This window comes from Streptomyces sp. 142MFCol3.1, from assembly GCF_000424945.1.
GTDB classification, from domain to species: domain Bacteria; phylum Actinomycetota; class Actinomycetes; order Streptomycetales; family Streptomycetaceae; genus Streptomyces; species Streptomyces siamensis.
Map to the genome: position 1 here is coordinate 1 of NZ_AUKV01000020.1, position 22,722 is coordinate 22,722.

A 22,722-nucleotide genomic window follows, 5' to 3' on the forward strand; every position below is an offset into this window, starting at 1 on the left:
ACCGTCCGAGGAATAATCGGACGGTTCACAGCGTCCTCGCTGTGCGCCTGCCGAACACTGCCCGGCAGGACTTTTTCAAAGGAACCTCGCCACCGGAAGTTTCCGATGGACGGGGTATCAACATATCTGGCGTTGATTTTTGGCACGCTGTTGAGTTCTCAAGGAACGGACACTTCCTTTGTACTCACCCGAGAGACTCTCTCAGGCTTTCCTCCGGGCGCTTCCCTTCGGTCTTGCGTTTCCGACTCTATCAGATCTTTCCGATCCGATTTCCTCGGCGCTTTCCAGGTTCTCGCTTTCGCGTTTCCCTTTCCGGCGGACCCGACTCTATCAGACTCTTTCGCGTCCGATTCCCTGTCGGCGGGGTTGTCTTCAGGTCATCGAGGGCTTTCGCCCCGCAGCCTTTCAACATTCACTACGTTAACCGATTCCCGCGGTCCACTCATAATCGAGTTGCGCGAGTTCGAATTCAGGCATGCAGGCACGCCGAATTCGCCCCCGCTGAGGGGAAGTCGTAGGTAGTGGGTTGGCCGCTTCCGGCTGCTGGCTGAACGCCGTACCCGGTTCAAGCGGCTCGGGCTACATTACGGATCCCCCAGGGACGCGTCAAGTTGAACGCCGACGGGGCGTACGGGCCCGACAAGGGCTCACCGTAGGGCCCTTGGCGATCCGGAAGCGCCAAGGGTGGACGCCGCCGTCGCCGGCCACACCGGCGCGGGGACCGTTCCGTACCTGGTCGGAGTGGACGAGTGTGCCCGCGCACAGGCTCAGCGGGCAGCCTTCGGGACCGCAGGCGTGGGTGCCGTCGAGCGCACGGTCCACCCCGGGAGCTGTGGCGAGGCGCGCCGGCCCTTTGGCCAGTTCCTTGTCATTGCGGGCCGAGATTCGACGTTTGCGAGCCAGGTCGACGTCCTCGGTGATCTCGCCGGCGGAGAAGGAGTCTTCCGCGTCGCGTCCTCGGACCCAGCGCCGCGCCGACTCACCGGCGAGCCGCGAGCAAGGCGCACAGCGGCTCAGGCTCCGGCGGACGGCTTGGCTCTCGGGCTCAGTCGGTACGCCGAGACCGTTGGATCGCCGGCGAGGTAGAAGCGGTGCTGCCAGTCGTGGGCTTTGCTCACGCCTACCCGAGGACCGGCCCGGATGAGTGCGGCGGGTACTGGCTCGCCCTCGGACAGCGCGACCGAGGCGCCTGTCAGTAGGTCTGCGCCGTTGTGCTCCGCAGTGATGCCGAGCGCTTGGCAGAAGTTCCCCGGGCCCCGCGCGAGCCGTGGACTCTCGACCTTGGCCCCTCGCCGCTCGCGGGCCAGGTCTTCCCCTTCGATGACCCTGCCTGCCCGGATGAGGACGGCCGTGGCGATGCCGTCCGCCCCGGTGACGATGTTGGCGCACCAGTGGAGTCCGTGGGACCGGTAGACGTACAGATGTCCCGCGGGTCCGAACATGACGGCGTTTCGGGGTGTCCTGCCTCGGTAGGCGTGGGAGGCAGGGTCGGCCGAACCGGAGTACGCCTCGGTCTCCGTGATGGTGATGCTCACGGTTCCCTCGGGGGTCTCGTGGGTGAGGATGGCGCCGAGCAGTCTGGGGGCGACTTCTTCAGCTGGGTGAGCAAGATCCATGACGTTCATGCTGACCGCCTCGACATGCCACAGGTGAAGTGGACGTACACAGTGCCGGGCGGACCGAACATCACTCCGTTGGGGGCCGTGCGGGCGCGGCAGGCGTGTGAGCCGGGGTCGTTCGGGCCGTCGTACGCCTCCGCCTCAGTGACGCGGAGCTCGATCGGGCCGTCCGGGGTGGAGCGCAGGAGGATGCGCCCCAGGAGGTCGGCGGCGACGTCCGGTACGGGGCGGCCGAGGAAGTCGCGTGTGAGAGGCGTACGGTCAGGGGCCACGATCATGGCGTACGAGCGTAGTCCAGGAACCGGGACGGGAGCCGGGAGCAGCCCTGGGCCGGTACGGGCGGATGCTCGTCGACGGGGTGGTCAGGTGCTCTCCTCCTTGGAAAGGTGTGGGCACGGAACCGGCCGCGGCTGGATCGCGTTTGTAGGGATCAAGGAATCCAGACGGACATCAGGACGGAACAGGCGTTGCCTGGGGAGGTAGTGACATGGGGTTCAAGCGGCTGCTCGCGAGCATGGGTGCCGGTGGCGCTTCGGTCGAGACGGTGCTGACGGAGGTGAACACCATCCCGGGCGGCGTGGTCCAGGGCGAGGTGCGGATCCAGGGCGGGTCGGTGAACCAGTCCATCGAGGGCCTGTCCGTGGGTCTGCAGGCCCGGGTCGAGGTCGAGGGCCACGACGACCAGGAGTACAAGCAGGACGTCGTCTTCACGAAGGTACGCCTCGGCGGCGCCTTCGAGCTCCAGGCCGGCGCGGTGCACGCGGTGCCGTTCGGTCTGGAGATCCCGTGGGAGACGCCGGTCACCATGATCGACGGGCAGAGCCTGCGCGGGATGAACATCGGGGTGGTGACGGAGCTGGAGATCGCGCGCGCCATCGACTCGGGCGACCTGGACCCGATCAACGTGCACCCGCTGCCGGCGCAGAAGGCGATCCTGGACGCGTTCCTCCAGCTGGGCTTCCGTTTCAAGAACGCGGACATGGAGCGCGGTCACATCCGGGGGACGCGGCAGAAGCTGCCCTTCTACCAGGAGGTCGAGTTCTACCCGCCGTCGCAGTACCGCGGCCTGAACCAGGTGGAGTTGAGCTTCGTCGCGGACGAGCACGCGATGGACGTCGTGCTGGAGATGGACAAGAAGCCGGGCCTCTTCAGCGAGGGCAGCGACTCGTTCCGCTCCTTCCAGGTGGGGCTGCACGACTACCAGAGCACGGACTGGGCCGCCTACCTGAACCAGTGGCTGTCGGAGGTCGGCAGCAAGCGCAGCTGGTTCTAGGCTCGGGTCGGGAGATTCCGCTTCTGGAACCGCCCGGCAACCAACCAGGAACCGATCAGGAGGTACCGAGGTGACCGAGCTCAAGCGGCCGCCGCTTCCCCACGACTTCCATCCGCCCGTGCCGGCGTTCACGGTCACGAGCGAGGACGTCGAGCAGGGTGCGACGCTCAAGGACGCTCAGGTCTACGCGGCGGGGAACACCTCTCCGCAGCTGCGCTGGGAGGGTTTCCCGCCGGAGACCAAGAGTTTCGCCGTGACCTGCTACGACCCGGACGCGCCGACGGGGAGCGGATTCTGGCACTGGGTCCTGTTCGACATCCCGGTGTCGGTCACCGAGCTGCCCACGGGCGCGGGTACCGGCAAGTTCGAGGGCCTGCCGGAGGGCGCGGTGCACGTGCGCAACGACTACGGCTCGAAGGACTTCGGTGGTGCGGCGCCGCCGTCCGGGGACCCGGCTCACCGGTATGTGTTCACGGTGTACGCCGTCGATCAGGAGAAGCTCGGTCCCGACTCGGACGTGTCGCCTGCCGTGGTGGGCTTCAATCTGCGGTTCCACACGCTGGGGCGCGCCCAGCTGATCGGTGAGTACGCGGCTCCCGCGTGAGGCACCTCGCGGTGTCGAAGACTGACGTTCATTGAACGTTTGCCCGCCTCTGGTCTTGGAAGTGATCAGGGGCGGGCATTTTTTATTGCGTTGTCCATCTCGGCGTGCCCGGCCAGAGTTGATCCAGCCCGCCAGGGGGTGGGCCGGTGCGCACAGGAGGTGGGCTGGATGCGGGACACGCTGGTACTCAACGCGAGCTTTGAGCCGCTGTCGACGGTGACGTTGAACCGAGCCGTCGTTCTGGTGCTGCAGGACAAGGCGGTCGTCGAGCAGGCCCACCCCGAGCTGCGCATGCGCGGAGCCGACCTGGACATACCCGTGCCCCGGGTGATCAGGCTCTGCCGCTACGTCCGGGTGCCCTTCCGAAGACAAGCCCCGTGGTCGAGGCGGGGTGTGCTGGTGCGGGACCGGCACAGGTGCGCGTACTGCGGGCACCGGGCGACGACCGTGGACCACGTGGTGCCGCGGGCGCAGGGTGGCCAGGACTCCTGGCTGAACACGGTCGCCTCGTGTGCGATGGACAATCACCGCAAGGCGGACCGTACGCCGGAGCAGGCGGGCATGCCGCTGCTGCGGCAGCCGTTCGAGCCGACGCCTGCGGACGCGATGCTGCTGGCGCTCGGGCAGGACGACTTCGACGCGCTTCCTCAGTGGCTGGTGCAGCCGGCCGCCTGATCCGCGCGGCGCGATCCGTGGCCCATACGGCGATGGGGCCCGCCTCCCTCGTGGAGGCGGGCCCCATCGCCGTATGCGGAGAGGTCAGTCGGTGATCGACGGCTTCTCGCGGCGCTCCGTGCCACCGCCGGAGCCGCCCGGCGTGCCGCCGTTGCCCGAGCCGCCGCCCATGGCGCCGAAGTTGCCCATGGCGCCGCTGAGTCCCTTGAGGGCGTCGCCGATCTCGCTCGGCACGATCCAGAGCTTGTTGGCGTCGCCTTCGGCGATCTTCGGGAGCATCTGGAGGTACTGGTAGGAGAGGAGCTTCTGGTCCGGGTCTCCGGCGTGGATCGCCTCGAAGACCGTCCGGACGGCCTGGGCTTCGCCCTCGGCGCGCAGTGCGGCGGCCTTGGCCTCACCTTCCGCTCGCAGGATCGCGGACTGCTTCTCACCTTCCGCGGTGAGGATCTGGGACTGCCGGATGCCTTCGGCGGTGAGGATCGCGGCGCGCTTGTCACGGTCGGCGCGCATCTGCTTCTCCATCGAGTCCTGGATGGAGGTGGGCGGCTCGATGGCCTTGAGCTCGACGCGGTTGACGCGGATGCCCCACTTGCCGGTGGCCTCGTCGAGGACGCCGCGCAGGGCCGCGTTGATCTCCTCGCGGGAGGTCAGCGTGCGCTCCAGGTCCATGCCGCCGATGATGTTGCGCAACGTGGTGACGGTGAGCTGCTCGATCGCCTGGATGTAGCTGGCGACCTCGTACGTCGCGGCGCGGGCGTCGGTGACCTGGTAGTAGATGACGGTGTCGATGTTGACGACCAGGTTGTCCTGGGTGATCACCGGCTGCGGGGGGAACGGCACGACCTGTTCGCGCAGGTCGATGCGGTTGCGGATGGAGTCGATGAACGGGACCACGATGTTCAGGCCGGCGTTCAGTGTGCGTGTGTAGCGGCCGAAGCGCTCGACGATGGCGGCGCTCGCCTGTGGGATGACCTGGATGGTCTTGATCAGGGCGATGAAGACCAGCACCACCAGAATGATCAGGACGATGATGATCGGTTCCATCGTTGCTCCCCGTACCCTTCTCCGCCTCGGTGATTCCGAAAGATCTTATGGTTGTTGAAGATCTTGCTGGACGAGTCTGACAGACCTCCGTCTGCCACGTGGGGCGTTCGGTTCACTTGCGTCGTACGAGGTCACATGATGATCGCCGTAGCTCCTTCGATGTCCACGACGTCCACTTCCTGGCCTACCTCGTAGGACTGTCCGGCGTCGAGGGCGCGTGCGGACCAGATCTCCCCGGCGAGCTTGATCCTGCCGCCGCCGGAGCCGTCGATCCGCTCCATGACGACGGCCTGTTTCCCCTTCAACGCTTCCACGCCCGTGGCCAGTTGAGGCTGCTGGGCGCGGTGCCGGGCCGCGATGGGCCGCACCACGGCGATGAGGGCGACCGAGACGACGGCGAAGACGAGGACCTGGGGGACGACACCGCCGCCGAGGCCGGACGTGGCCGCGGCGGCGACGGCGCCCACGGCGAGCATGCCGAACTCCGGCATCGCGGTCACGACGAGCGGGATGCCGAGTCCGGCCGCGGCGACCAGCCACCACACCCATGCGTTGATGTCGTTCACACGGTCATGGTAGGACCGCGTGCCCTCGGCGGACAGGGCGCACGATCAACTGGGACGCGTGGCCCCAGAGGTGCGTCCGGGTGCTCGGGTGGCCGGGTCGGGTGCTCAGGCCATCGGGAGGCCCTGCGCCGTCCAGCGCTCGCCGACCTGCTCGACGACGAGCGGGAGGCCGAAGCAGAGCGAGAGGTTGCGCGAGGTGAGTTCGAGCTCCAGCGGGCCGGCGGCGAGGACCTTGCCCTGACGGATCATCAGGACGTGGGTGAAGCCGGGCGCGATCTCCTCGACGTGGTGGGTGACCATGATCATGGAGGGGGCGACCGGGTCGCGGGCGAGGCGGCCGAGGCGGCGTACGAGGTCCTCACGCCCGCCCAGGTCGAGGCCCGCGGCGGGCTCGTCGAGCAGCAGCAGTTCGGGGTCGGTCATCAGGGCGCGGGCGATCAGGGTGCGCTTGCGCTCGCCCTCGGAGAGCGTGCCGAACCTGCGGTCGAGGTAGTCGCTCATGCCGAGCCGGTCGAGGAAGGCGCGGGCGCGCTGCTCGTCGACGTCCTCGTAGTCCTCGTGCCAGCCGGCGGTCATGCCGTAGGCGGCGGTCAGCACGGTCTGCAGGACGGTCTGGCGCTTGGGGAGCTTCTCCGCCATGGCGATGCCGGCCACGCCGATGCGCGGGCGCAGTTCGAAGACGTCGACCTTCCCGAGGGTCTCGCCGAGGATGGTGGCGGTGCCCTGGCTGGGGAAGAGGTAGCTGGAGGCGACGTTCAGGAGGGTCGTCTTTCCGGCGCCGTTGGGGCCGAGGATGACCCAGCGCTCGCCCTCCTTGACCGACCAGGAGACCTGGTCCACCAGAGCCCGGCCCTCGCGGACCACGGACACGTCCTCCAGCTCCAGTACATCGCTCATGAGCGCGTTGTCTCCCATTGCAGTCTCGGCCGTCGCTGACGTCTGTCGACGCAGCCCCCAGGGAAAACCTACGCCACCGGTCGGCCGCTCCAATCCATCGGTCGGTCCTTAGGGTGGAGGCATGCTCTCGGAACCACGCTCAGGACGACTGGCCGCATGGGGAAATGCCCTTTTGGCCGGACTTGTGTCACCGGACGACGCGGTGCTGGCCGTCGTCGGGGAGGACGCCGTGCACCGGGTCGAGGGGCTGCCCGGCGAGCCCGGGCCCGTGGGCCTGACGCTCGCCCTCGGACGGCTCCGCGTGCTCGGCGTGACGGGACTGCGGGTCGCGCTGCCGGCGCCGGGCCATCCGCTCGGCCTGAGCGGTCCGCCGGAGTTCAACGCGCGCGCCCTCGACGCCGAGGAGGCCGTCGTCTGTCACGGCGCGGCGCTCGGGCTCGTGCCCGAGGTGTACGAGGCCGGGCCCGAGGGCGATGTGCACGTCGAGGTCCTCTGGCACTGTCTCGCCGTGCGGGAGGCGCCGCCCGCCGACGTGCCGTCCCTCAGTGAGGCGGAGCGGGAGCTGGCGGAGGCGCTGCGCGAGGCGACCCAGGTGTTGTCGCGCCTGGACGTGGCCGGATCGGGGCCGGTCGCGGAGGCGGCGATCGACGCGTACCGGGCGCGTGCCGAGCGTGGTGGCGAGGTGCTCGCTCCCGGTTATCCGCCGCGCGCCGTACGCGTACTCGAGCTCGCCCAGCGGGTGGGACTGCTGATCTCCGTCGCCTACGAGAACGGCCACGGCGGAGCGGTGAGCGCCTCGGAGATCGGCGCACGCTCCCTCGCGCTGCGCCCGGTGGAGCGGACGGCCCGACGGGCACAGGTGGCCGCGTACAACGCCTTCGTGGAGGAGCGGGAGCGGGGAGCTCGGTGAACGTCCTGAGGGCGGGACGGGGAGTCCGCCCGCCGGGGTGAGCGGGAGACACCGGGGGCTCGGTGAGCGGGACCGAACCGGAGCGGTGCGGGGGCGGTGAGCGGGCCCGGGCCGAAGGCGCCGGGGCCGGCAGTCGGCCCGGGGGTCGTGCGGGGTCCGGGCGGACCGGCCTGCATCCGGGCGGACCGCGCTGCGCAGGAGGCGGCCGGACCCCGAGTCGCTCCCCGCGCGAAGGGACCCGGGGACACGGAAGGAGCCTGCGCCGCGCGGGTGCGCTCACGGAGCGCGGGACGGGAGCCTGCGCGGCGCGCGGGTGCGCTCACGGGCCCGCGGGACGCCGGGCCGGCGCTCCCGGCCCACGGGGCGGGCGTTCCTGACCCACGGGGCGGGCGCTCCTGGGTACGCGAAGGGCCCCGCACGCTTCCGGCGCGGGGCCCTTGGCGACCGTACGGATCAGTCGTTGACGGCCTGGTTGCCGAAGGCCGGGTTCAGGAGACCGATGACGTTCACGCTGTCGCCGGACACGTTCACGGGGACGTGGACCGGGACCTGCACGGTGTTGCCCGAGGCGACGCCCGGGGACTGCGAGGCAGCGCCTTCGGCACCCGAGTCGGCGACGGCGGCACCGGCCGAGGCGCCCGCGGCGATCCCGGCGATGGTGAGGGCCAGGGCTGCCTTCTTGGCGATCTTCATAAAAAACGTTCCTCCTGCGTTCGCTTATCCGACCCGGCCGAGGGTCGTACGCTGAGCAACGCGAGGAGGCCCGCCGCGGCACGGGATGCCGCGCCGAAAGGCCCGATCGGGCCAGTCGGCTGATCAGTCGACAACCTGACCGGCCTCCCAGAGATCCCTGGAAGGCCGGTGGTCACGAACGGGCCGGTGCGGACCTCAGTGGTTGATGCCGAGGTTGCCGAAGGCCGGGTTCAGGGCGCCGATGACGTTCACCGTGTTGCCGACCGCGTTCACCGGCACGTGCACCGGGACCTGGACGAGGTTGCCCGAGACGACACCCGGGGAGCCCGCGGCCGTGCCGCCCGCCCACGCGCCGTCGGTGGCGGAGGCCATGCCGGCTCCCGCGGCGACCAGGCCGCCGGCCACCATCGCGACTGCCGTGGCCTTCTTCAGGTTCTTCACTTCTTCAACCCCTCCTAGCGATCACCGCGGCAGGTCGCCGCGGCACGCACTGGAGAACGGCGGAGGACCACGGAGGATGCGCCATTCGGGGGACATACACACGACGGTATGAATCTCATCCCGGAGCGGAACCCTCCGAATTGCCGGGCGCCGACCTTCCAGGAAGGTGCGCCGGAGCGCTCTCTCCCTGGTGACCGGCACCGCCCTCAGCCCCCGACGCCGTGCCGCACGGCCCAGAGCGCGGCCTGGGTCCGGTCGGCGAGGTCGAGTTTCATCAGGATGTTCGAGACATGGGTCTTCACCGTCTTCTCGGACAGGACGAGGGCGCGGGCGATCTCCCGGTTGGAGCGGCCGTCCGCGATCAGGGCGAGTACTTCACGCTCCCGCTCGGTGAGCGAACCGCCTCTCCCCTGGTTTGAGTTGGCCTCGTCCTGGGACAACAGGGCGCCCGCGACCTCGGGTTGCAGCAGGATGTGTCCGGCGTGCACGGAGCGGATGGCGCCGGCCAGGGCGTCCGGGTCCACGTCCTTGTACACATATCCGGCGGCTCCGGCGCGCAGGGCGGGCACGACGGTGCGCTGCTCGGTGAAGCTGGTGACGATCAGCACGCGTGCCGGGTTGGCGAGTTCGCGGAGCCGGCGCAGCGCGTCGATGCCGTCCGTGCCGGGCATCTTGACGTCCATGAGGACGACGTCGGGTTTCAACTCCTCGGCACGCTCCACCCCTTCGGCACCGTCGGAGGCCTCTCCCACGACCTCGATGTCGTCCTGTACTTCGAGGAAGGTGCGCAGACCGCGGCGGACCACTTGGTGGTCGTCGACGAGCAGCACCTTGATTGCGTCAGCCACCAGGGACCTCCATCTCGATCGTGGTGCCCTTTCCGGGCGCCGATTCCACGGTGAGGTTGCCGCCGACCCCGCTCGCCCGGTCGCGCATCGACACCAGTCCGAGGTGGCGGCCGGCGCTGCGTGTCGCGGCGGGTTCGAAGCCGCTGCCGTCGTCCGTGACGCGCAGGACGGCCCCCGGGCCGTGCTTCTCCAGGGTGACGTCGACCCGGGCTGCGCCGGAGTGCCGCAGCGCGTTGTGCAGGGCCTCCTGGGCGACGCGCAGCAGGGCCTCCTCCTGGGCCGCGGGCAGCGCCCGGACCCCGCGGCTGGAGAAGCCGACCCGCGCCGAGTGGGCGCGGTCGAGGACCTGGATCTGATTGCGCAGGGTGGCGACCAGGCCGTCCTCGTCGAGTGCGGTGGGGCGCAACTCGACCACGGCGGCGCGCAGTTCGTCCGCCGCCTCCGCGGCGAGCGCGGCCACCTGCTGGAGTTCGCCCTTGGCGCGTGACGGGTCGCGGTCGACGAGTGCGGCCGCCGCCTGCGCGGTGAGGCGCAGGGAGAACAGCTTCTGGCTGACCGCGTCGTGCAGTTCATGGGCGAGCCGGGACCGCTCCTCGGCGATGGTGAGCTCGCGGCTGCGCTCGTACAGCCGGGCGTTGGTCAGGGCGATCGCCGCGTGCTGGGCGAGGATCGTGAGCAGTTCCTCGTCGTTCTCGGTGAATCCGCAGCCGCCGCCCGCCCTGGGGGCCGGGACGTCCTGTCCGCGGCCCGCGGAGGGTCGCACCTTGTTGGCGAGGAACAGCGCGCCGATGACCTCGTCCCCGTCGCGGATGGGCAGGCCCAGGAAGTCGGACATGTTCGGGTGGGCGCTGGGCCAGCCCTCGAAGCGGGGGTCCTTGCGGACGTCGGCGAGTCGTTCCGGGCGGGCCTCGTGCAGCATGGCGGCGAGGATGCCGTGCTGGCGCGGGAGCGGGCCGATGGCCTTCCACTGTGCGTCGCTGACGCCGTCGACGACGAACTGGGCGAAGCCGCCGTGGTCGTCGGGCACGCCGAGCGCCGCGTACTGCGCGTCGAGCAGCTCACGGGCCGAGGCGACGATCGTCTTGAGGACGTCGCGCACCTCGAGGTGCCTGCTCATGGCCAGCAGCGCGGAACTCACCGCGGACAGGCCGGAACGGGGTCCTTGGCTCATGACCTCAAGGTACCGGCGGGGTGCGACGGCGCGTATCGGACCTGTGGTGGCCCCCGCCTAGGCCCAGGGGCCTAGGACGAAGGAACCCGGATCATTGCGGCCCGCGCACGAGGCGCCGGGGCGGGCCCGGTCCCTACCTTGAAGACACCCGCCGGGAGAGGCGGTCAAGGGATGAGGGGACTGTTGTCATGCCGGTAGCGATCATCACGGGGGCTTCGAAGGGGCTGGGGCGGGCGCTCGGTGCGGCCCTGGCGGAGCGCGGCTGGGACCTGGTGCTCGACGCCAGGACGGCCGGGGTTCTGGAGGAGACCGCGGTGGCACTGTCCGCGTACGGGACCCGTGTCGAGGCTCTGCCCGGGGACGTCACGGACGCGGGGCACCGCGCGGAGCTGGTGGCGGCGGCCCGCAAGCTCGGAGGCGTCGATCTGGTGGTGAACAACGCGAGCGCGCTCGGCGCCGAGCCGCTGGTGCGTCTGGAGGACCTGACGCTGGACGGGCTGCGGCAGGCGCTGGAGGTCAATGTGGTGGCCGCGCTGGGCCTGGTCCAGGAGGCGCTGCCGCTGCTCCGGGCCGCGGAGGCGGGCACGGTCGTCGACATCAGCTCGGACGCCGCCGTCGAGGCGTACGAGACGTGGGGCGGCTACGGCGCGTCCAAGGCGGCACTCGACCATCTGTCGGCGGTCCTCGGCGAGGAGGAGCCCGGTCTTCGGGTCTGGGCCGTCGACCCCGGGGACATGGGTACGGACCTGTACGCCGCGGCCGTACCGGAGGACGACGATCCACGGCCGGCACCGGACAGCGTGGTTCCTGCCCTTCTGCGACTGATCGACGAACGGCCGGCCAGTGGGCGCTACTCCGCTCCGGCCCTCCTGGAGGAGCGATGACGACGGCGATGGGGGTCCCCCCGTTCGGGGGCAGCCGAGAATGGGGGAAGGTTCCGGAGGAGTTGTCGGCCCGGGTGCCGGCCGAGCAGCGCGGCCCGGGCCTGGACCGGGACTCGGTGCGGCTGCTGGTGTCGCGCGGTACGGAGGTGTCGCATCACGAGTTCGTGGAGCTGCCGCGGGAGCTGAAGGCGGGTGACCTGCTCGTGGTCAACACTTCCGCCACTTTGTCGGCGGCGGTGGACGGGCGGGTGGGGGACGCGCGCGTGGTCGTCCACTTCTCCACGCGCGGGGACGACGGGCGGTGGGCCGTCGAGCTGCGGGATCCGGACGGTGCTGGTACTACGCGCGCACGGGCGGGCGGGCCTGCGGGTACAGAGGTGTGTCTGCCCGGCGACGTACGGCTCGTCCTGGAGGAGCCGCTGGCCTCGCGGAGCCCGCGGCTGTGGTGGGGGCGGGTGTCGGAGGCCGACGTCCTGGGGCTGCTGCGGCGGCACGGCCGGCCCATCCGTTACTCCTACACGGACAGGGACCAGCCGCTGTCCGTGTACCAGACGGTGTTCGCGCTGCCGTCCGCCGACGGCGCGGGCAGTGCGGAGATGCCGAGCGCGGCGCGGCCCTTCACCTCTCGGCTGGTGGCGGAGCTGGTGAGCCGGGGTGTTCAGTTCGCGCCGATCACGCTGCATACGGGGGTGGCGTCGGCGGAGTCCCATGAGCCGCCGTATCCGGAGAGGTACGAGGTGCCGGCGGCGTCGGCCCGGCTGATCAACGCGGCGAAGGCCGGCGGAGGCCGGATCATCGCGATCGGTACGACCGCGGTGCGTGCCGTCGAGTCCGCGACCGGCACCGACGGGGTGGTGCGGGCGGCGAAGGGCTGGACCGATCTGGTGGTGACCCCGGAGCGCGGGGTGCGGGTCGTCGACGGGCTGCTGACCGGGCTGCACGAGCCCGAGGCCTCGCATCTTCTGATGCTGGAGGCGATCGCGGGCCGCGCTGCGATCGACACCAGCTACGACGAGGCGCTGCGCGGGCTGTACCTCTGGCACGAGTTCGGGGACGTCCACCTCATCCTCCCCGAGGAGAGCCCTCGCTCTCGGCATTGCTCCGGCAACTGTTGGTGACATGGGGGAGGGACCGGTGTGAGCCCGCACATAGGGCACACATCACGTACGAGGGAACATAGGAGATAAACAGGACGCGGTGAGCGGGACAGACGTGCCAGTCTGTCCCGATTTGCCCGTTCCCGTTCCACTACCCGGCTTCGTACGTCACACCTTTGCCATGGGATTTTGCGACCGCTAAGAATTGCCTCCGTCGCTCAACACCGAGGGTTTCGCCCCACGGTGTTCGTTCCGGAAACGATTTGTCCCCCACCGGGCCCCGAGCGACCTCCGCGCTATTCGAAGAGGTCCATCAGCCATGCCCAAGAACATCACCACTCCTGGACATAGTCCGAAGCTGACCAAGGTCCGCAAGCTCTCGATCGCAGGTGTCGCCACCCTCGGCGCCGCTGCCCTCGCGTTCTCGCTGGCACCGGGTCACTCGGGGACCAGCACGACCGACGCCGCCGTCGACGCGGCCCCGGTCGCCTACAGCGAGACGCAGATCAAGGACGTCAAGGCCCGCATCACCGACCAGCTGGCCGCCGCGGACCTGAAGACCCAGGACATCGCCGCGAAGCAGAAGGCCGCCGACGCCTCGAAGAAGGCCGCCGCCGACAAGGCCGCGCAGAAGGCCGAGGCCGAGGCACTCGCGAAGCAGCAGGCCGCGGAATCCCGTGTGACGACGCTGGCCGCCGGCCGCTCCGCGCCGCGCACCGTGGTCCACGTCGAGACGGTCGCCGCGAAGACCTACACCAACAACCTCGACGGCTGGATCCGCAAGTCCCTCTCGATCATGGCCAAGCACGGTATCCCGGGCTCCTACAACGGCCTGTACCGCAACATCATGCGGGAGTCGTCGGGCAACCCGAACGCCATCAACGGCTGGGACATCAACGCGATCAACGGCATCCCGTCGAAGGGTCTGCTGCAGGTCATCCAGCCGACCTTCAACGCGTACCACGTGCCCGGCACCTCGTGGAACATCTACGACCCGATCGCCAACATCACCGCCGCCGCCAACTACGCGGCCGACAAGTACGGCTCGATGGACAACGTCAACAGCGCCTACTGAGGGCTTGGCGCGGAGCTCCCACACTGACGCCGAAGGGCGGCACCCCGGTCGGGGTGCCGCCCTTCGCCCGTCCCGGCCGGTCCGCGCGACTGCGGGCGGCCGGTCCGCGCGACTACTTGCGCATGACCTCGGGCTCGTGGCGGCGCAGGAAGCGGGCCACGAAGAAGCCGCAGAGCACGCCGAGGACGATCAGGGCGACCATGTCCAGGGTCCAGGCCCCGGCCGTGTGGTCCCACAGCGGGTCCGTGCTGCTCGGGTCGTCCTGGTTCGGGAAGATGTTGTTGAAGTCCAGCGTGGTACCGGAGGCGGCGACAGCCCAGCGGGCCGGCATCAGGTACGAGAACTGGTTGACACCGGGGGTGCCGTTCAGGATGAACAGGCAGCCGGTGAAGACGACCTGGACGATCGCGAACATGACCAGCAGCGGCATGGTCTTCTCGGCGGTCTTCACCAGCGAGGAGATCACCAGGCCGAACATCATCGACGCGAAACCGAGGGCCATGATCGGGATGGTGAGCTCGACCTTGGGCAGGCTCGTCAGGATCAGGCCCTCTTTCGGGACCGTGCGGCTGCCGAAGCCGATGGCGCCGATCAAGGCGCCCTGCAGCATGGTGATCACGCCGAGGACGATGACCTTGGACATGAGATACGCGGAACGTGACAGACCCGTCGCGCGCTCCCGCTCGTAGATCACCCGCTCCTTGATCAGTTCGCGGACGGAGTTGGCGGCACCGGCGAAGCACGCGCCGACCGCGAGGATGAGGAGCACCGTCGTGGCCGTGCCGTTGGCGACGTGGAACCCCCCCTTCGTGATGATCGGGTTGACCAGCAGCGTCTTGTCCGAGTCGATGAGCAGGCTCACCGCGCCCAGCACCGCCGGCAGGATCACCGTCAGCGCCAGGAAGCCCTTGTCGGAGGCGATCACCGAGACATAGCGGCGGATCAGCGTCATCAGCTGGGAGCCCCAGCTCTGCGGCTTCGGCGGCTTCATCGCCTGCGGCGGCGGCATCTGCGTCGACTGCGGGGCGACCGCGTCGATGTCCGCGGCGTACATCTGGTAGTGCTGCGAGCCCTTCCAGCGGCCCGCCCAGTCGTAGTCGCGGTAGTTCTCGAAGGCGGAGAACACATCGGCCCAGGTGTCGTAGCCGAAGAAGTTCAGCGCCTCCTCCGGCGGCCCGAAGTAGGCCACGGAGCCGCCGGGCGCCATGACGAGGAGCTTGTCGCAGATCGCCAGCTCGGCCACCGAGTGCGTGACGACGAGGACCGTACGGCCGTCGTCGGCGAGGCCGCGCAGCAGCTGCATGACGTCACGGTCCATGCCCGGGTCGAGGCCGGAGGTCGGCTCGTCCAGGAAGATCAGCGACGGCTTGGTGAGCAGCTCCAGGGCCACCGAGACACGCTTGCGCTGGCCACCGGAGAGGGAGGTGACCTTCTTCTCCTTGTGGATGTCCAGCTTCAGCTCGCGCAGCACCTCGTCTATGCGGGCCTCGCGCTCCTCGGCCGTGGTGTCGGCGGGGAAGCGCAGCTTGGCCGCGTACTTGAGGGCCTTCTTGACGGTCAGTTCCTTGTGCAGGATGTCGTCCTGCGGGACCAGACCGATGCGCTGCCGCAGCTCGGCGAACTGCTTGTACAGGTTCCGGTTGTCGTAGAGGACGTCGCCCTGGTTGGCGGGGCGGTAGCCGGTGAGCGCCTTCAGCAGCGTCGACTTGCCGGAACCGGACGGGCCGATGACCGCGATGAGCGACTTCTCCGGCACGCCGAAGGAGACGTCCTTGAGGATCTGCTTGCCGCCGTCGACCGTCACGGTCAGGTGGCGGGCCGAGAAGGAGACCTCACCGGTGTCGACGAACTCCTCGAGGCGGTCGCCGACGAGGCGGAACGTCGAGTGGCCGACGCCGACGATGTCGTTCGGGCCGAGCAGCGCCGAACCGCCCTTGGCGATCGGCATACCGTTGACGTACGTGCCGTTGTGCGAGCCGAGGTCACGGATCTCGAAGCGGCCGTCGGGCGTCGCGTGGAACTCGGCGTGGTGGCGCGAGACCTGGAGGTCGGAGACGACCAGCTCGTTCTCCAGCGCACGGCCGATGCGCATCACGCGGCCGAGCGAGAACTGGTGGAAGGTCGTCGGGCTGCGGTCGCCGTAGACCGGCGGCGCCCCCGCGGCTCCACCGGATCCCTGCTGCTGCGGCACGCTCGGTGCCGACTGCTGCGACTGCTGCCAGCCCTGGTCGGGTGCCTGCTGCTGCGGCTGCTGAGCCCAGCCGGGGCTCGCGCCCTGCGCGGCGTACGGCTGCTGCTGGGGCTGCGCGACCGGGGCGGCGGCACCCGATACGTTCAGGCGCGGCCCGTCGGTCGCGTTGCCGAGGTGCACGGCCGAGCCCGGGCCGATCTCCATCTGGTGGATCCGCTGGCCCTGCACGAATGTGCCGTTGGTGCTGCCGTGGTCCTCGATGACCCAACTGCGGCCGCCCCAGCTGATCGTGGCGTGACGCCAGGACACCCTGGCGTCGTCGAGCACGATGTCTCCCTGCGGATCGCGTCCGAGGGTGTGTGGCCTGGACGCATCGAGCGTCCAGGTCCGTCCATTCAATTCCAGTACGAGTTCCGGCACTCCATGCCCCACTGAGTTGTCCCCCGAGTTACCCCCATCACAGGGAGTCTAGGGATGTCGAACATCGTGGGGAACTATTTCAGTAGGAGCCCCCTGACCGAAAGTCGGGCCTTGTGAAGGATGAGTACGGGCGGGTTGCCCGTTTCCGTTGACGGGGTTGAAACCGGCCCGGAGAGTGGTAATCCCACGCGAGGGGGACATCCGCGGTGCATCGCCGCGGCGCGGATCGGGGGGGTCTGACGATGAGCATCGGGACCGCGGACCACGAGGCAGGCACCAGGGGCGTGCCGTGGGGAGACGTGGCACTGTCCGCGATCGCCTCCGTGAGCTGGGCGTTGATCGGCATGGCCGGTACGGCCGCGCTCGGTCTGCATCTGCTCGGGGCGGACTCGGCGGGCTCGCTGGGGCCGATGACGGCGGCGGTGGTGGCACTTGGGGCGAACGGCGCGGTCAAGCCGTCGGGCGACGTGTCGGCCTTCGGTCTGAAGGGAGCGGAGGCACACACCGCGATCGAGATCACACCGCTGGGTGTGGCCCTGGTCGGTGCGCTGCTGCTGGCCTGGTTCTTCCTGAGGTCCTTGCGCGGGGCGCAAGTTGTGATCGCTCCGTCCGAACTCCTCGCGCGCGTGGCCTCGGTGGTGGTGCTCTTCGTCGCCGCGTTGGGCGGTCTCGCCTGGGCCGGTCATGACGTCGTCACGATCGACGGGAGCAAGCTCGGGCTCGACCGGGTCGCGGGCGGGGGCGGACTCGGCGACATCACGGACAAACTCCCCGGCGGGCTGGGCGACCTGGGCGGACTGCTCCCCGACAAGATCGGCGACCTGGTCGACGCGAAGGCGGCCGTGGGGTTCACCGTTGACACGGGGCCCACGCTGCTGGGCGGCGCGGCGTGGGCGGCCGGGGTCCTGGTGATCGCCCTGCTGGCCTCGCGGCGCACACCGCTGCCGCGCGGCTGGGAGGCCGTGCACCGCGTGGTGCGGCCGGCCGCCTCCGCGCTCGTCACGGTGCTGCTGGTCGCCGTCCTGGCAGGGCTCGCCGCGGCGGCGTACGCGGCGATCGGCGACGACCACCCCAAGCGGATCGCCGGGGCCGCCCTGCTCGGTGCGCCCAACGGCGTGTGGCTCGGCGTGCCCGTCGGCCTCTTCGTCCCGTGGGACGGCAGGGCCACGGGCGAACTCGCCAAGCTGCTGCCCGACCCGCTGGACCGGTTGCTCAGTGTCGACTCCGGCCGGCCCGTCACGCTGGGCCGTCTCGCCGAACTCGACGGACGTGTGTGGCTGCTGGGTGTGGCGACCGCCCTCATGATGCTGTTCGCGGGCGTCCTGACGGCGACGCGTACGCCTTTTGTACGGGAGCCGGGTGCCGCCGACGCGGGAGGCACGGCTGCCGCAGACGTACGGGGCGGGGGTGCGCTCTCCTTCGCAGGGCGCTGCGCTCTTCCGCTCGCGGTGGTGACCGCGGCCGCGCTGCCCCTGATGGCATGGCTGACGGAGGTGTCCGCGGACGCCTCGCTGTCGGTGCTCGGCTTCGACGCCTTCGGCGCGGGGATCGAGTTGCACGGACGCCTGGGCATCGCGCTGCTGCTCGGCGCCGCGTGGGGCGCGGGCGCGGGCGCGGCCGGGGCGCTGCTGGCGTACGCGAGCGGCGCCGCGGGACGACGGGCCGGGCCTTTGGCACTGGGTGACTTCGGGGGTCACCCGGTGGCCGCGGCCGAGTACGCCGTGCCGGCCGGGGAGTCCGGGCCGTACCGCCCGCAGGCCTCCTACCGGCCGCCGAACCCGGACACGAACCCCTATCTTCAGCTGCCGGAGGAGTTGCGGAGGCCGGGCGGCGCGAGGGAGCGGGGGCCCGCGCCGGGCACGGCACCGGGACGCGACGGGCAGCGCTCGCGGGGCGCCGGACCCAGGGACGGCGGACAGACCTCACGGGGAGCCGGACCGCGGGGCGGCGGACCGCCCTCCGAGGGCACACGGTCGCCGGGAAGCGGACCGGCACCCGGAGACGTGTACGGTGCGCCGACGGTGGTCGGGCCCATCGGGGCGCCGCCCCCGCGTCGGCCCCGGTCGGGCGGGCAGGGGCTGGGCGGGGCGCCGCCGCCGCCCCCGCCGCCGCCCCCGGACGAGGGGACGCCCCCTCCGCGCCGGCCCCGCGGAGGACGCTGACACACGCACCCCGCGGGCAGGCGGACGTGCCGGCGGCCGGCACGGCCCCGTTCTCGCCGGGGGCGGGGGCCTTGCGCGGGAGAGGGGAGCACGGTGTCGGCGGGCGGTCATGCGCGCGCCACTCAGGTGACATCCAGTGTTCCCCGTCCGCCAGGCGGACCGGGAAGGCGGAAGGCACTCGGTGCCGGATACGGTGGATACACCATGAGCGCTTCGCAGACCTCCGACGTCCCCACTCTCCTCGTCAAGATTTTCGGCAAGGACCGGCCGGGCATCACCGCCGGACTCTTCGACACCCTCGCCGCCTACTCCGTCGACGTGGTCGACATCGAGCAGGTCGTCACCCGTGGCCGGATCGTGCTGTGCGCGCTCGTGACCGAGCCGCACGTCGGGCTCGAAGGTGATCTGCGGGCCACCGTCCACAGCTGGGCGGAGTCGATGAAGATGCAGGCGGAGATCATCTCCGGTCACGGCGACAACCGGCCCCGTGGGCTCGGGCGTTCGCTCGTCACGGTGCTCGGGCATCCGCTGACCGCGGAGTCGACCGCCGCGATCGCCGCGCGGATCACGAAGTGTGGCGGCAACATCGACCGCATCTTCCGGCTCGCCAAGTACCCCGTGACGGCCGTCGAATTCGCCGTGTCCGGTACGGAGACCGAGGCGCTGCGCACCGCGCTGGTGACGGAGGCGGCGGCGCTCGGTGTCGACATCGCGGTCGTCGCGGCCGGACTGCACCGCAGGGCCCAGCGTCTGGTCGTCATGGACGTGGACTCGACGCTCATCCAGGACGAGGTGATCGAGCTCTTCGCGGCGCACGCGGGCTGCGAGGCCGAGGTCGCCGAGGTGACTGCGGCGGCGATGCGCGGGGAGCTGGACTTCGAGCAGTCGCTGCACGCGCGTGTGGCCCTGCTCAAGGGGCTCGACGCCTCCGTGGTGGAAAAGGTGCGCGAGGAGGTGCGGCTGACGCCGGGCGCGCGCACCCTCATCCGTACGCTGAAGCGGCTCGGTTTCCAAGTCGGCGTGGTGTCGGGCGGGTTCACCCAGGTCACGGACGACCTGAAGGAGCGGCTGGGCCTCGACTTCGCGCAGGCCAACACCCTGGAGATCGTCGACGGGAAGCTGACCGGCAAGGTCACCGGCGAGATCGTGGACCGGGCGGGCAAGGCGCGGCTGCTGCGCCGGTTCGCCGCCGAGGCGGGGGTCCCGCTCGCGCAGACCGTGGCGATCGGTGACGGCGCCAACGACCTGGACATGCTCAATGCGGCCGGGCTCGGCGTCGCGTTCAACGCGAAGCCGGTGGTGCGTGAGGCCGCGCACACGGCGGTGAACTTCCCGTTCCTCGACACGGTCCTCTATCTGCTGGGCGTCACCCGCGAAGAGGTCGAGGCGGCGGACATGCACACGGACGACCACTGACCCGCCCGGTGATATGACGAAGGGGGTCCGGCACAGGGTGCCGGACCCCCTTCGTCACGAGGAGGGGTGGGTCACTCCGTCGGCGCCCAGTAGTCGACGAGGGTGGCCGCGCCGGGCTCCAGGGTCTTCCAGGAGCCGTCGAAGGTGAGCACCGCGAAGGCGGCGGCTGGGAATCCTCTGCTGTTCATCCGGGTGCGGGCGTCGCCCTCGGCCTGGCCGGCCAGGATCTCGGCGAGGCCGTGCACCCCGGGGTTGTGACCGACGAGGACCACCTGGCGCGCGTCGTCGGGGGTTTCGTTGAGCACGGCGATCAGCTCGCCGGGCGAGGCTTCGTAGAGCCGCTCCTCATAGACTGTTTTCGGCCGGTGCGCGAGTTCGTGGACCGCGAGCTTCCAGGTGTCGCGGGTCCGGATCGCGGTGGAGCAGAGGGCCAGGTCGAAGGTGATGCCGGTGTCGGCCAGCTTGCGCCCGGCGACGGCCGCGTCCATGCGGCCCCGGTCAGCGAGCGGCCGCTCGTGGTCGGACACCTGCGGCCAGTCGGCTTTCGCATGCCGGAAGAGGATGATCCTGCGGGGTTCTGCGACGCTCATGCGTTCCAGCTTCGCATGAAACACGCCACGGGGCGCTGGGAGTTGACGTGCTCACCCGCCAGGGGTGATGAGGTCCCCCGGACGGCGCGGGGCCGGGCCGGACGGGCGGTGACTCAGGGCGCCCGGTGCAGCACTGTCTGCTGGACCTGCTCGAAGACGTGGGTGATCGCCGGGTCGCCGCCCGCGGCGTGCGCGTCGGCGGGATTGAGGATCAGGAGCAGCAGGGTGACGAAGGCGAGCGTGGGCAGGGCCAGGGCCCACCAGGGCAGACGGATCTCGACGCGGCCCGGGGTCGCCGGGTGGGGCCGGGTGTGCGTTCGGGCCGACATGCCGCCTCCGTGGTCTTCGAGTGGTCCGTGACCGGCGTCCTCGCGGCCACATCTCGAAACTACGGACTCGGGGGCGCTCAACCCATCCGGTGATCCACCCACTTGACCCTGACACTCACCCCCTAGGGGACAGGGGGGTTAGCCCCACCACCGCGGTGGGGCGCGTGGCCCGGGTGGCCGAGGGGGCCTCGGGTCACGGCGAGGCGATCGACGCGATGATTCCGATGATCACGGTGATGGCCAGCATCGCTCCAAAGACGAGCAGGAGCTTCTTCTGGCCGTTCTGGGGGTTCGGGTCGAGCGCAGGCATACGGCCAGTCTCGCACCCTTCGTCCGGACCTCGGAGAGGGGGTCCGGGCGTGACGGCCCCCGGTGCCATCACGCGGGTCGTCACGCCCGGAGCCGTGGCCTCCTCCCACGGCGGGCCACGGCCTCGGCCGGGGAGCCGCGGGCTCAGCCCTGTGCGCCCGGCGCCGCCGCCTCGTCCTCCACCGTGCGGTCGCGGCCGGCCAGGGCGCCCACCGCCATCTGCGGGACCATCAGCGCGGCCATGAGGGCGAGCGGCAGGCCCCAGCCGCCGCTGTGCTGGTAGAGCACGCCCACGAGCAGCGGGCCCGGGATGGAGAGCAGGTAACCGGTGCTCTGGGCGAAGGCCGACAGCTTGGCGACGCCCGCCGCGGTCCTGGCCCGCATGCCGACCATGGTGAGCGCGAGGGGGAACGCGCAGTTGGAGACGCCGAGGAGCAGCGCCCAGGCCCAGGCGCCGGCCGCCGGCGCGAAGTAGAGCCCGGCGTACCCGGCGAGCCCGCAGACGCCGAGGGCGAGCACGATCGGCCCCTGGCGGGGCAGGCGCGTGGCCAGGCGCGGGATGACGAAGGCGAGCGGAACGCCCATGACCATCGTGACGGCGAGGAGCAGTCCGGCGGTGCCGGCCGAGACGCCCGCGTCGCGGAAGATCTGCGCCATCCAGCCCATCGTGATGTAGGCGGCGGTGGCCTGGAGCCCGAAGAAGACGGCGAGCGCCCAGGCCGTAGGGCTGCGGGTGATGCGCAGCCCGTCCGGCTCGGACCCCGTCGCCGCGGCGGACCCGGAGTCCGGCCGCGCGCCCGCGGCACCTACCGGGGAGCCGGTGCGCCGGGCGGGGCCGGCACCGGCTTCCGTGTCCCGTGCGCGCACGAGCGGGAGCCACGGCAGCACGGCCGCCGCCGCGAGCCCCGCCCAGACCGCCAGCCCGGACTGCCAACTGCCGCCCAGGACATCGGTCATGGGGACCGTCACCGCCGCGGCGGCCGAGGTGCCGAGCGCCAGGGCCATCGAGTACAGGCCGGTCATGGAGCCGACCCGGTCCGGGAACCAGCGCTTGACGATGACCGGCATCAGGACGTTGCTGACGGCGATGCCCATGAGGGCGAGCGCGCTGGCGGCCAGGAAGCCGGCCGTGTTCCCCGCGTAGGGGCGGATGGCCAGGCCCGCCGCGATGGCGGCCATGCCCGCGCAGACGACCGCGCCCGGCCCGAAGCGGCGGGCCAGCCGCGGCGCCATGACACCGAAGACCGCGAAGCAGAGCGGCGGTACGGAGGTGAGCAGCCCGGCGAGGCTGCCGCTCATGCCGAGGCCGTCGCGCACCTCTTCGAGGAGGGCGCCGAGGCTGGTGATCGCCGGACGCAGGTTGAGCGCGGTGAGGACGATGCCGACGACCACGAGTCGCGTCGTCCACACGCGCGTGGCGGGCGATCGGGGTTCCCGGCTTCCTGCGGAGCTGCGTATCGGTGTGGACGTCATCGTCCGGGTCTCCTCGCTCACCATGCCGCCCATCA

Annotated in this window: 22 protein-coding genes and 2 pseudogenes; 9 read left to right on the top strand and 15 right to left on the bottom strand. The window is 70.6% G+C overall.

Features of this window, described 5'->3' with window-relative positions; all coding sequences use genetic code 11:
- Window positions 1–606 precede the first annotated feature (606 nt).
- The 3 genes and pseudogenes from H305_RS51060 to H305_RS0127480 all read right to left on the bottom strand — a co-directional run.
- Window positions 607–933 (bottom strand): annotated as a pseudogene (locus tag H305_RS51060) (DNA-3-methyladenine glycosylase); the annotation flags it as partial.
- A gap of 80 nt (window positions 934–1,013) precedes the next feature.
- A complete protein-coding gene (locus H305_RS0127475) occupies window positions 1,014–1,625 on the bottom strand; it encodes a DNA-3-methyladenine glycosylase (RefSeq protein ID WP_028803264.1) in 612 nt (203 codons plus the stop codon).
- 14 nt (window positions 1,626–1,639) lie between these two features.
- Window positions 1,640–1,897, bottom strand: a pseudogene (locus H305_RS0127480) (DNA-3-methyladenine glycosylase); the annotation flags it as partial.
- Between the two features lie 209 nt (window positions 1,898–2,106).
- On the opposite strand from H305_RS0127480, the gene H305_RS0127485 reads away from it, so the two are divergent.
- From H305_RS0127485 to H305_RS0127495, 3 genes are all read left to right on the top strand, one after another.
- A complete protein-coding gene (locus H305_RS0127485; protein WP_028803266.1) occupies window positions 2,107–2,892 on the top strand; it encodes a sporulation protein in 786 nt (261 codons plus the stop codon).
- Between the two features lie 70 nt (window positions 2,893–2,962).
- On the top strand, window positions 2,963–3,496 hold the full coding sequence (locus tag H305_RS0127490) for a YbhB/YbcL family Raf kinase inhibitor-like protein (protein ID WP_028803267.1): 534 nt from the start codon (window positions 2,963–2,965) through the stop codon (window positions 3,494–3,496).
- Window positions 3,497–3,664: 168 nt separating this feature from the next.
- Window positions 3,665–4,171: an HNH endonuclease gene (locus H305_RS0127495; RefSeq protein ID WP_028803268.1), complete on the top strand. Its 507-nt coding sequence runs from the start codon at window positions 3,665–3,667 to the stop codon at window positions 4,169–4,171.
- An 84-nt stretch (window positions 4,172–4,255) separates the two neighbouring features.
- Here H305_RS0127495 and H305_RS0127500 read toward each other — a convergent pair whose 3' ends face one another.
- From H305_RS0127500 to H305_RS0127510, 3 genes are all read right to left on the bottom strand, one after another.
- Entirely contained in the window at window positions 4,256–5,215 is a 960-nt protein-coding gene (locus H305_RS0127500; protein ID WP_028803269.1) for an SPFH domain-containing protein, read from the bottom strand.
- Window positions 5,216–5,346: 131 nt separating this feature from the next.
- Window positions 5,347–5,781 carry an NfeD family protein gene (locus H305_RS0127505; RefSeq protein WP_028803270.1) on the bottom strand — a complete coding sequence of 145 codons (435 nt, stop codon included), beginning with the start codon at window positions 5,779–5,781 and terminating at the stop codon, window positions 5,347–5,349.
- A 105-nt stretch (window positions 5,782–5,886) separates the two neighbouring features.
- The gene (locus H305_RS0127510; protein ID WP_028803271.1) at window positions 5,887–6,678 is read right to left on the bottom strand and encodes an ABC transporter ATP-binding protein; all 792 of its coding nucleotides are present in this window, start codon (window positions 6,676–6,678) and stop codon (window positions 5,887–5,889) included.
- A 121-nt stretch (window positions 6,679–6,799) separates the two neighbouring features.
- Between H305_RS0127510 and H305_RS0127515 the strand changes: the two genes are divergently transcribed.
- Window positions 6,800–7,588 carry a hypothetical protein gene (locus H305_RS0127515; RefSeq protein WP_051371017.1) on the top strand — a complete coding sequence of 263 codons (789 nt, stop codon included), beginning with the start codon at window positions 6,800–6,802 and terminating at the stop codon, window positions 7,586–7,588.
- Window positions 7,589–8,041: 453 nt separating this feature from the next.
- Here the strand turns inward: H305_RS0127515 and H305_RS0127520 are convergent, their stop codons facing one another.
- From H305_RS0127520 to H305_RS0127535, 4 genes are all read right to left on the bottom strand, one after another.
- Window positions 8,042–8,281: a chaplin gene (locus H305_RS0127520; protein ID WP_028803273.1), complete on the bottom strand. Its 240-nt coding sequence runs from the start codon at window positions 8,279–8,281 to the stop codon at window positions 8,042–8,044.
- A 195-nt stretch (window positions 8,282–8,476) separates the two neighbouring features.
- On the bottom strand, window positions 8,477–8,722 hold the full coding sequence (locus tag H305_RS0127525; RefSeq protein ID WP_028803274.1) for a chaplin: 246 nt from the start codon (window positions 8,720–8,722) through the stop codon (window positions 8,477–8,479).
- A 206-nt stretch (window positions 8,723–8,928) separates the two neighbouring features.
- Window positions 8,929–9,570, bottom strand: a complete 642-nt coding sequence (locus H305_RS0127530; protein WP_028803275.1) for a response regulator — start codon at window positions 9,568–9,570, stop codon at window positions 8,929–8,931.
- Window positions 9,563–10,741, bottom strand: a complete 1,179-nt coding sequence (locus H305_RS0127535) for a GAF domain-containing sensor histidine kinase (protein ID WP_028803276.1) — start codon at window positions 10,739–10,741, stop codon at window positions 9,563–9,565. Before H305_RS0127535 ends, H305_RS0127530 begins: the two co-directional genes overlap by 8 nt.
- A gap of 188 nt (window positions 10,742–10,929) precedes the next feature.
- Here H305_RS0127535 and H305_RS0127540 point away from each other — a divergent pair, with 188 nt between their 5' ends.
- The 3 genes from H305_RS0127540 to H305_RS0127550 all read left to right on the top strand — a co-directional run bounded on the left by H305_RS0127540 (window position 10,930) and on the right by H305_RS0127550 (window position 13,797).
- Window positions 10,930–11,625 (top strand): SDR family NAD(P)-dependent oxidoreductase, encoded by a 696-nt coding sequence (locus H305_RS0127540; protein ID WP_028803277.1) that lies wholly within the window; start codon window positions 10,930–10,932, stop codon window positions 11,623–11,625.
- On the top strand, window positions 11,622–12,743 hold the full coding sequence (locus tag H305_RS0127545; protein WP_051371018.1) for an S-adenosylmethionine:tRNA ribosyltransferase-isomerase: 1,122 nt from the start codon (window positions 11,622–11,624) through the stop codon (window positions 12,741–12,743). The genes H305_RS0127540 and H305_RS0127545 overlap by 4 nt, the downstream gene beginning before the upstream one ends.
- 298 nt (window positions 12,744–13,041) lie before the next feature.
- Entirely contained in the window at window positions 13,042–13,797 is a 756-nt protein-coding gene (locus H305_RS0127550) for a transglycosylase SLT domain-containing protein (RefSeq protein ID WP_028803279.1), read from the top strand.
- Window positions 13,798–13,909: 112 nt separating this feature from the next.
- Here H305_RS0127550 and H305_RS0127555 read toward each other — a convergent pair whose 3' ends face one another.
- Window positions 13,910–16,408: an FHA domain-containing protein gene (locus H305_RS0127555; protein WP_028803280.1), complete on the bottom strand. Its 2,499-nt coding sequence runs from the start codon at window positions 16,406–16,408 to the stop codon at window positions 13,910–13,912.
- A gap of 242 nt (window positions 16,409–16,650) precedes the next feature.
- On the opposite strand from H305_RS0127555, the gene H305_RS0127560 reads away from it, so the two are divergent.
- Both H305_RS0127560 and serB read left to right on the top strand, forming a co-directional pair.
- Entirely contained in the window at window positions 16,651–18,570 is a 1,920-nt protein-coding gene (locus H305_RS0127560; protein ID WP_051371020.1) for a streptophobe family protein, read from the top strand.
- A 204-nt stretch (window positions 18,571–18,774) separates the two neighbouring features.
- Complete coding sequence (gene serB, locus H305_RS0127565; RefSeq protein WP_028803282.1) at window positions 18,775–19,986, top strand: phosphoserine phosphatase SerB; 1,212 nt, start codon at window positions 18,775–18,777, stop codon at window positions 19,984–19,986.
- Window positions 19,987–20,057: 71 nt separating this feature from the next.
- Here the strand turns inward: serB and H305_RS0127570 are convergent, their stop codons facing one another.
- The 4 genes from H305_RS0127570 to H305_RS0127585 form a co-directional block, all read right to left on the bottom strand.
- Complete coding sequence (locus H305_RS0127570; protein ID WP_028803283.1) at window positions 20,058–20,576, bottom strand: SixA phosphatase family protein; 519 nt, start codon at window positions 20,574–20,576, stop codon at window positions 20,058–20,060.
- 113 nt (window positions 20,577–20,689) lie between these two features.
- On the bottom strand, window positions 20,690–20,905 hold the full coding sequence (locus H305_RS0127575) for a hypothetical protein (RefSeq protein WP_028803284.1): 216 nt from the start codon (window positions 20,903–20,905) through the stop codon (window positions 20,690–20,692).
- A gap of 193 nt (window positions 20,906–21,098) precedes the next feature.
- Window positions 21,099–21,215 (bottom strand): SGM_5486 family transporter-associated protein, encoded by a 117-nt coding sequence (locus H305_RS55825; RefSeq protein ID WP_095933372.1) that lies wholly within the window; start codon window positions 21,213–21,215, stop codon window positions 21,099–21,101.
- Between the two features lie 143 nt (window positions 21,216–21,358).
- The gene (locus H305_RS0127585; protein ID WP_234021067.1) at window positions 21,359–22,711 is read right to left on the bottom strand and encodes a CynX/NimT family MFS transporter; all 1,353 of its coding nucleotides are present in this window, start codon (window positions 22,709–22,711) and stop codon (window positions 21,359–21,361) included.
- Window positions 22,712–22,722: the final 11 nt, after the last annotated feature.